Consider the following 7,940-nt stretch of genomic DNA (forward strand, 5'->3'; position numbering starts at 1 on the left):
TTTGCTGGGGTACCAGGACTCGAACCTAGAATGGCTGAACCAGAATCAGCTGTGTTGCCAATTACACCATACCCCATTGACCGGCTGAAACCGCTGGCCAGAGCGCCGGGTATGCGCTGCGGCCAACCACTTCGAGCCGACGTGCAGACTACCAAAGATCTCCGGTTCAATGCTTCATCGTGTTTCCCGGTTGCCCGAGCAAGCCCGCAGGCGCCCGAGGCTGCGATCGCGACCGAGCAACTCCATTGATTCGAACAGCGGCGGGCTGACCGTCGTGCCGGTCACGGCCACCCGGATCGGGCCGAACGCCTTGCGCGGTTTGAGTGCCAGCTTCTCCACCAGCGCTGCTTTGAGTGCGGCCTCGATAGAGTCGCCGGTCCAGTCCGCCACCCCCTGCAGCGCGGCGACAGCGGCGTCGAGGATCGGGGCGGCCTGCGGCCCCAGCTCCTTGGCCGCAGCGCGTGGATCGACCGCGTACTCGTCGTCGTTGAAAAACTTCAGCAGTCCCCATGCGTCGCCGAGCACGACAATGCGGGTCTGCACCAGCGCGGCGGCCGCCGCGAACGCCGCGTCGTCCAACCCGGTGCGGTGACCGTGCGCATCCAGGTAACCACGCAGCCGGTCGGTGAAATCAGCGGTGTCAAGCCGGCGGATGTGTTCGGCGTTGAGTGCGTCGGCCTTCTTCTGGTCGAAGCGGGCCGGGTTGGAGTTGACGTCGACGACGTCGAACGCCGCCACCATCTCGTCGACGCTGAACACATCACGGTCGTCGGCGATCGACCAGCCCAGCAGCGCCAGGTAATTCAACAGTCCCTCCCGGATGAAGCCGCGGTCGCGGTGGGCGAACAGATTCGATTGCGGATCCCGCTTGGACAGTTTCCTGGTTCCCTCCCCCAACACGATTGGCAGGTGGGCGAACTCAGGAATGCGCTCGGCTATCCCGATGCGGATCAGGGCCGCATACAATGCGATCTGGCGCGGCGTCGACGGCAACAGGTCTTCACCGCGAAGCACATGGCTGATCTTCATCAGCGCATCGTCGACAGGGTTGACCAACGTGTACAACGGATCTCCACTGGCGCGGGTCAATGCGAAGTCGGGAATAGTTCCGGCGGGAAACGTCGTCGGACCGCGCACCAGATCGTGCCAGCTGAGGTCGTCTTCCGGCATCCGCAGCCGCACCACGGGTTTACGGCCTTCGGCCAGGTAGGCTGCCCGTTGACCCTCCGTCAAGTCCCGGTCGAAGTTGTCATAACCCAGCTTGGGGTTGCGTCCGGCCGCGATGTGGCGGGCCTCGACCTCATCCGGTGTCGAGAAGGCCTGGTATGCCTCCCCGGCGGCCAGGAGCCGCGTCACGGCGTCGCGGTAGATGTCGGTGCGTTGCGACTGCCGGTACGGGCCGTAGGGTCCGCCCACCTCCGGCCCCTCGTCCCAGTCCAGATGCAACCACCGCAAGGCATCGAGCAACGCGAGATAGCTTTCCTCACTGTCACGTTCGGCGTCGGTGTCTTCCACCCGGAACACCAGGGCTCCGCCGGTGTGCCTGGCGTAGGCCCAGTTGAACAGCGCGGTGCGGATAAGGCCGACGTGCGGAGTGCCGGTCGGCGACGGGCAGAACCGGACTCGGACGGTGGAAATGGTGGCGGTCACGACTTTCCTTTGCGGATAACCGGGTTGGTCAGCGTGCCGATGCCTTCGATCGTGATGTCAACAGTGTCGTCGTCTTCGATGGGACCGACGCCGTCGGGGGTGCCGGTCAGGATCAGGTCGCCAGGCAGCAACGTCATCACCGCGGAAACCCACTCCACGATGGCGCCGATGTCGTGAATCATCATCGAGGTCCGACTCTGCTGTTTGACCACGCCGTTGACCTCGGTGCGCAGTTCCAGGTCGGCCGGGTCGATATCGGTGACGATCCACGGCCCGACCGGGCAGAACGTGTCGTGTCCCTTGGCTCGGGCCCACTGGCCGTCGGCCCGTTGTTGGTCACGAGCCGACACGTCGTTGCCGATGGTGTAGCCGAGGATGTTCTCCGCAGCCCGGGCAGCCGGCACGTCCTTGCACGGCCGGGAGATCACCACGGCTAACTCGCCTTCGTAGTGCACTGGCGACGCCTTGGCGGGCAGCATAATCGGCACGTTCGGTCCGATGATCGCGGTGTTGGGCTTGAGGAATATCACCGGGTCGACCGGGGCGGGTTCGCCCATCTCGGCGACGTGGGCGGCATAGTTCTTGCCGACGCCGATCACCTTGCTGGCTAGGATCGGCGCCAGCAGCCGCACGTCGGCCAGCGGCCAGGACCGGCCGGTGAACGTCGGTGCGCCGAAAGGGTGCTCGGCGATCTCACGGGCTGTCATCCGGGCGGGATCGCCTTCCAGGCAGACGAAGGCAACACCGTCCGGGCTGGCGATTCGGCCGATACGCATCCAAACCAGCCTAGTGGCGATCGCCAGCCCGGCGAAGCCGGGCGCAGCGGGTCGCCACCAACGACCCCGTGGCGATCGCCAGCCCGGCGAAGCCGGGCGCAGAGGGTCGCTGTGCAACCATGGGCGGGTGTCGACGGACTCGATCACCACCCCCGCGCGCTGGTCAATCGTGGTCATCGCGTTATCGGCGACACTGAGTTCCTTTGTCTTCGTCAACGGCGTCGCCTTCGTGATCCCGATGCTGGAGACCAAACGGGCGACCAACCTTGCCGTTGCCGGCCTGCTGGCTTCGACGCCCAGTTTCGGCATGGTGTTGACCCTGGTCGCCTGGGGAACCTTGCTTGACCGTGTTGGTGAACGGATCGTGCTCTCCGTCGGCTCGGCGCTGACCGCGGCAGCCACCTACGCCGCGGCGGCAATGCAGTCGCTAGTAGCGGTCGGCGCTTTTTTGTTCCTCGGCGGCATGGCCGCCGCAAGTGCCAACATCGCCAGCGGCCGACTGGTGACCGGTTGGTTCCCACCGCACCACCGCGGCCTGGCGATGGGGGTCCGTCAGACCGCGCAGCCGCTGGGAATCGCGTTGGGCGCTGCGGTCATCCCCGAACTGGCCGAACACGGGCTGTCGCGAGCGCTGATGTTTCCGGCTACGGTGTGCGCGGTGTCCGCGGTGGCTTGCGCCATCGGGATCACCGACCCGCCCCGGCTGCCGCGGACGAATGCCCCGAAGGCTCAACTGGCCAGCCCCTATCGTGGTTCGACGGTGCTGGTGCGCATCCACCTCGCGTCGGCACTGCTGATGATGCCGCAATGCGTCGTCGCGACGTTCATGCTGGTCTGGTTGATCGTCAACGGCCACTGGTCGATCGGCTCGGCGGGGGCGCTCGTGACCGCATCGCAGCTGCTCGGCGCGCTGGGCCGCATCATCGTCGGCCGCTGGTCGGATCGCGTCGGCACCCGGCTGCGGCCGATACGGACCCTGGCAGTCGCCGGCGCTGCGGCCATGCTGCTACTGGGGTTCGTCGACCGCACCCACTGGCCGCTGGCCGAGGCGATGATGGTTGTCGCGGCGGTGATCACCGTGCTTGACAACGGGCTGGCGTCCACCGCGGTGGCCGAGCGGGCCGGGCCGTATTGGAGCGGGCGGGCGCTGGGCACCCAAAACACCACCCAGCGACTTACCGCTGCGGTCGGTCCCCCGGTGTTCGGAGCACTGATCGCAGCCGCCGGCTACCCGCTGGCGTTTGCCGTGTGCGGGCTGTTCGCTCTGGCCGCTGTGCCGTTGGTACCGGTCAAAGCCGAACCGCACGGCCGGTCCGTCCTCGAGGCGTTGCGCACCTTGCGCGTGCCGCCTGGGCCGATGCCCGAGCAGACGGCCCCATTGGACTAACCTGTACGAGGGCGAGGCCTCCGGGATCGACCGCGGTCGCCTATGAAGCCGGGCCAACAGGATTCGGGTTGGCACCCCACCGGACGATCAATACACCTTTTATCAGCTGGCTTTCGGGCTGGTCGTGCGTCGCGTTGCCACTGACCTGAAGTCATTCACGATTGCGCCGCCCGGTGGTTGTTCGCTCCGCGCCGCGTGGCCGGCCGCGGCGACGCGGCCGCTGTGCACCCCCGGCGCGGGACCGATCAACAAGGTTCGACAGCACGATGATGCTCTCGGTACGTTCGATGTCGGCGCTGGTGCGGATCCGCTCCAGAGCGTCCTCCAGATGGCTCATGTCGCGGGCCAGCACTTGCAGGATGGCGTCGGCGGTGCCAGTTATCGTTGCGGCGCTGATGACTTCCGGGATGTCGATCCAGGCTTGCCGCAGCTCCTCGGGCGCGATCCTGCCGTGGCAATAGACCTGTACGTAGGCCTCGGTGTTCCACCCGACCGCATTACGGTCGATGACGGTGGTGAAACCTCGGATCACACCGGCGTCGCGCATCCGGTCGACGCGGCGCTTGACCGCCGGAGCGGATAGCTGCACCCGCTTGCCGATCTCGGCGAAGGTTGCCCGGGCATGCTGGGCAAGCTCGGCGAGAATCCGCTCGTCGATGGCGTCCAATCGGTTCATCTCGTTTCTCCCCGCACAACAGTCTGCCGTAATACGACGATTTACACAATATATTGTGCTACCAGACGCAATAGTTGAACGTTGATTGCTGCAAGAGCCTCCCGTATCGTCGAATTATGGTGATCTTTGCAAACCCGGCGACTGGCACCTCGGCGCTCGATGCAGCCGACACGCCCAACCGCACGGCGCGGATTCGGCACTACGTCATGACGGCGCCGAGGTTTTTCGCCGTCGACTACGCGATCAACCCGTGGATGAACCCCACTGTCCCGGTGGACCCCGATATCGCGATGGCGCAGTGGGACAATCTGCGTGACACCTACCGGAGCCTGGGACACGTCATCGACCTGGTCGATCCTGTCCCTGGGCTGGCTGATATGGCCTATGCCGCCAACGGTGGTCTGATAGTCGACGGCACGGCGGTTGTCGCACGGTTCAAATATCCGCAGCGCCAACGAGAGTCGATCGCCTACGCCGACTGGATGAGGTCGCATGGATACGCTCCCGTGCAGACCAGGCACGTCAACGAAGGTCAGGGAGACTTGCTGCCGGTAGGCGAAATGATCTTGGCCGGGTCGGGTTTTCGCACCGACACCCGGGCGCACGCCGAGATCGCCGAGATCGTCGGCCGGTCGGTCGTCAGCCTGCGTCTGGTCAACCCGCACTTCTACCACCTCGACACCGCACTGGCCGTGCTTGACGACACCACCATCGCCTACTACCCGCCGGCCTTTACCGAGTGTTCCCGCGCACGGCTGAAAACGCTTTTTCCCGAAGCGATCCTGGCCGACGGTGCCGATGCCTACGCCTTCGGGCTCAACACGGTCTCGGATGGTCGGCATGTGGTCCACCCAGCCGCGGCGGTCGGCTTGGCCGAGCAGCTAGCCCGGGCTGGCTTCGAACCGATAGGTGTGGAGATGTCCGAGCTCCACAAGGGCGGCGGATCAGCCAAATGTTGTACGATGGAAGTGTATTCGTGACCGTAGTAGACACCGTGACCGCCCGGTCGGAAACACTCACCGAATCGGTCATCACCCTCGAGGAGCGCCACGCCGCGCACAACTACTGCCCGCTGCCGGTGGTGGTCGCTAGCGCCGAGGGTTCGTGGATCACCGACGTCGACGGTTGTCGCTACCTGGACTGCCTGGCCGCCTATTCCGCGGTGAATTTCGGACACCGCAACCCCGAGATCACCGCCACCGCGCATGCACAACTCGATAGCGTGACGCTGGTCAGCCGCGCATTTCACGCCGAAGCGCTCGGCCGGTTCTGCGCAGCCCTGGCGCGGTTGTGCGGCAAAGACATGATCTTGCCGATGAACAGCGGTGCCGAAGCTGTGGAAAGCGGTCTCAAGGTCGCGCGCAAGTGGGGCACCGAGATCAAGGGCATTCCCGCCAACTGCGCAAACATCGTGGTCGCAGACAACAACTTTCATGGCCGGACCATCAGCATCGTCAGCTTCTCGTCCGACGAAACAGCGCGCCGGGGCTTCGGCCCGTTCACGCCCGGTTTTCGTTCGGTGCCGTTTGGTGACGCCGACGCGCTGGGCGATGCTATCGACGAAAACACCGTCGCGGTGCTGCTCGAACCCATACAGGGTGAGGCCGGTGTCATCGTGCCGCCCGAGCGGTATCTTCCTGCGGTGCGGGCAATCTGCACGGCCCGCAATGTGTTGATGATCGCCGACGAGATCCAGTCCGGCCTAGCCCGCACAGGCCGCACCTTCGCCTGTGATCACTGGGATGTCGTGCCCGATGTCTATCTGCTGGGCAAGGCGTTGGGCGGCGGAGTGGTGCCGCTGTCGGCTGTGGTCGCCGATCGCGACATCCTCAGCGTGCTGCGGCCCGGCGAGCACGGATCTACATTCGGCGGGAACCCGTTTGCATCGGCGATCGGCAGCACCGTGGTGTCGATGCTCTTCCGCGGCGAATTCCAGCAGCGCTCTGCGCAGCTCGGTGCGCAACTGCATGAGCAGCTGAGGACGTTGATCGGTCGTGGCGTGCTGGCGGTGCGCGGCCGTGGGTTGTGGGCCGGTGTCGACATCGACCCGGGCCTGGGCACCGCAAAACAGCTCAGCTTGCGACTCGCCGAGCGCGGCGTCCTGGTCAAAGACACGCAAGAGTCGACGTTGCGTTTCGCTCCTCCATTGGTGATCACCGCAGCGGAAATCGGCTGGGCTGTAGACCGATTTGCCGAGGCACTAGCCGAGATGGGGCGAACCAACATTTCAAAATACCCTTGTCGACCGGGGTCTGCGCCCCGAGTCTCGGCAGGATTGAGGACGTAGTCCCCGCCAGGAGCACCCGGTACCGTCGTCGCGGTGACCCCATCACCCCAATCACGCCAACCGCCTCGGATCGGCCTGCGTACCCCTACGGTGCCCGACGGCCCCGCTCTGTGGCGAATCGCCAAAGACAGCACCACCCTGGACGTCAATTCGCCCTACGCCTACCTGCTGTGGTGCCGGGATTTCGCCGACACGTCGGTGATCGCCGACGTCGAGGGTCGCCCCGCCGGCTTCGTCACCGGCTATCGCCGCCCCGACCGGCCGGACACCCTGATGGTGTGGCAGGTGGCGGTGGACGCCGTCCACCGCGGGGCCGGGATTGCTGGCCGCATGCTCGACCACCTGGTGCAGCGGATGCTGCCCGACAGCGTCGCCTTCCTGGAGACGTCGATCACGCCCGATAACGAAGCCAGTCAGCGGCTGTTCACCGCATTCGCTCACCGTTGGCACGCCGCTGTGGAGCAGTTCGAGCTGTTCGGCGCCGAACTTTTTCCGGAAGATCACCTGCCCGAACAATTGTTCCGGATCGGCCCGCTGCGGGTTGAAAACGCGAAGTGAGGGGGTTTATTCGACAGCGTGAGCGGACCAGGGCTTGAGCCGCCGTGGTGCTCTGCCCCGACAGCGATGGTTGAGATCGGCCACCGGTTCTCGGTAGAGTCGCTACCGCGCGATGTGAGCCCGGCGAAAAGCGCCGGGGTAACCGAGCGGGGTGGTAGGCCGAGCGAGATCGACACAAAGCATGCAGCGTCGCATGCCGGTCGAAGAGCTTTACTGCGTGGCAGATTCTGGCCGACCCCGGCAGTGCTGCCGCCGCCGGTAAGCGTCCAAGCAGGCTCGGCCTGTCGTTTCGTTCCGTTGTGTGGATAACGGACGAACGGAGGAACATGACTTTTTCGACGACCATTTTTGACACCCTCGAATCCGAGGTACGCAGTTATTGCCGATCGTGGCCGGTGACGTTTGACCGCGCTGCCGGCGTCCACATGTGGGACACCGACGGCCGACAATACCTGGACTTTTTCGCCGGCGCCGGCGCGCTCAACTACGGCCACAACCACCCAGAACTCAAGCGGGCGCTGCTGGACTACCTCAGTTCGGACCGGGTGGTGCACAGCCTGGACATGCACACCGTCGCCAAAGCCGAGTTCCTGGAACGGTTCAACG

At 65.2% G+C, this 7,940-nt stretch carries 7 protein-coding genes, 1 tRNA gene and 1 pseudogene; 5 read left to right on the plus strand and 4 right to left on the minus strand.

Annotated features, from left to right (window positions below):
* Nucleotides 1–4 precede the first annotated feature (4 nt).
* The 3 genes from AC2VOP_RS02990 to AC2VOP_RS03000 form a co-directional block, all read right to left on the minus strand.
* Nucleotides 5–76, minus strand: a tRNA-Gln gene (locus AC2VOP_RS02990).
* A gap of 98 nt (nucleotides 77–174) precedes the next feature.
* Nucleotides 175–1,650, minus strand: a complete 1,476-nt coding sequence (gltX, locus tag AC2VOP_RS02995; RefSeq protein WP_486959593.1) for a glutamate--tRNA ligase — start codon at nucleotides 1,648–1,650, stop codon at nucleotides 175–177.
* The gene (locus AC2VOP_RS03000) at nucleotides 1,647–2,426 is read right to left on the minus strand and encodes a fumarylacetoacetate hydrolase family protein (protein WP_486959594.1); all 780 of its coding nucleotides are present in this window, start codon (nucleotides 2,424–2,426) and stop codon (nucleotides 1,647–1,649) included. The genes gltX and AC2VOP_RS03000 overlap by 4 nt, the downstream gene beginning before the upstream one ends.
* 127 nt (nucleotides 2,427–2,553) lie before the next feature.
* Between AC2VOP_RS03000 and AC2VOP_RS03005 the strand changes: the two genes are divergently transcribed.
* Complete coding sequence (locus tag AC2VOP_RS03005) at nucleotides 2,554–3,813, plus strand: MFS transporter (RefSeq protein WP_486959595.1); 1,260 nt, start codon at nucleotides 2,554–2,556, stop codon at nucleotides 3,811–3,813.
* Nucleotides 3,814–4,054: 241 nt separating this feature from the next.
* On the opposite strand, the pseudogene AC2VOP_RS03010 reads toward AC2VOP_RS03005, so the two are convergent.
* Nucleotides 4,055–4,489, minus strand: a pseudogene (locus AC2VOP_RS03010) (Rv2324 family transcriptional regulator); the annotation flags it as partial.
* Nucleotides 4,490–4,605: 116 nt separating this feature from the next.
* Here AC2VOP_RS03010 and ddaH point away from each other — a divergent pair.
* The 4 genes from ddaH to AC2VOP_RS03030 form a co-directional block, all read left to right on the plus strand.
* Nucleotides 4,606–5,469 carry a dimethylargininase gene (gene ddaH / locus AC2VOP_RS03015; protein WP_486959596.1) on the plus strand — a complete coding sequence of 288 codons (864 nt, stop codon included), beginning with the start codon at nucleotides 4,606–4,608 and terminating at the stop codon, nucleotides 5,467–5,469.
* Nucleotides 5,466–6,776 (plus strand): ornithine--oxo-acid transaminase, encoded by a 1,311-nt coding sequence (rocD, locus tag AC2VOP_RS03020; RefSeq protein ID WP_486959597.1) that lies wholly within the window; start codon nucleotides 5,466–5,468, stop codon nucleotides 6,774–6,776. Before ddaH ends, rocD begins: the two co-directional genes overlap by 4 nt.
* Before the next feature lie 33 nt (nucleotides 6,777–6,809).
* Nucleotides 6,810–7,334 carry a diaminobutyrate acetyltransferase gene (ectA, locus tag AC2VOP_RS03025; RefSeq protein WP_486959598.1) on the plus strand — a complete coding sequence of 175 codons (525 nt, stop codon included), beginning with the start codon at nucleotides 6,810–6,812 and terminating at the stop codon, nucleotides 7,332–7,334.
* Nucleotides 7,335–7,660: 326 nt separating this feature from the next.
* Nucleotides 7,661–7,940 (plus strand): aminotransferase class III-fold pyridoxal phosphate-dependent enzyme (locus tag AC2VOP_RS03030; protein WP_486959599.1); only part of this gene is annotated, 280 nt, incomplete at its 3' end.

This window comes from Mycobacterium sp. TH-M106, assembly GCF_057473765.1.

Excerpts from the sequence above, each read along its gene's own strand:
- AC2VOP_RS03000 (WP_486959594.1), bottom strand. The coding sequence starts at position 2,426 with ATGCGTATCGGCCGAATCGCCAGCCCGGACGGTGTTGCCTTCGTCTGC.
- ddaH (WP_486959596.1), top strand. The coding sequence starts at position 4,606 with ATGGTGATCTTTGCAAACCCGGCGACTGGCACCTCGGCGCTCGATGCA.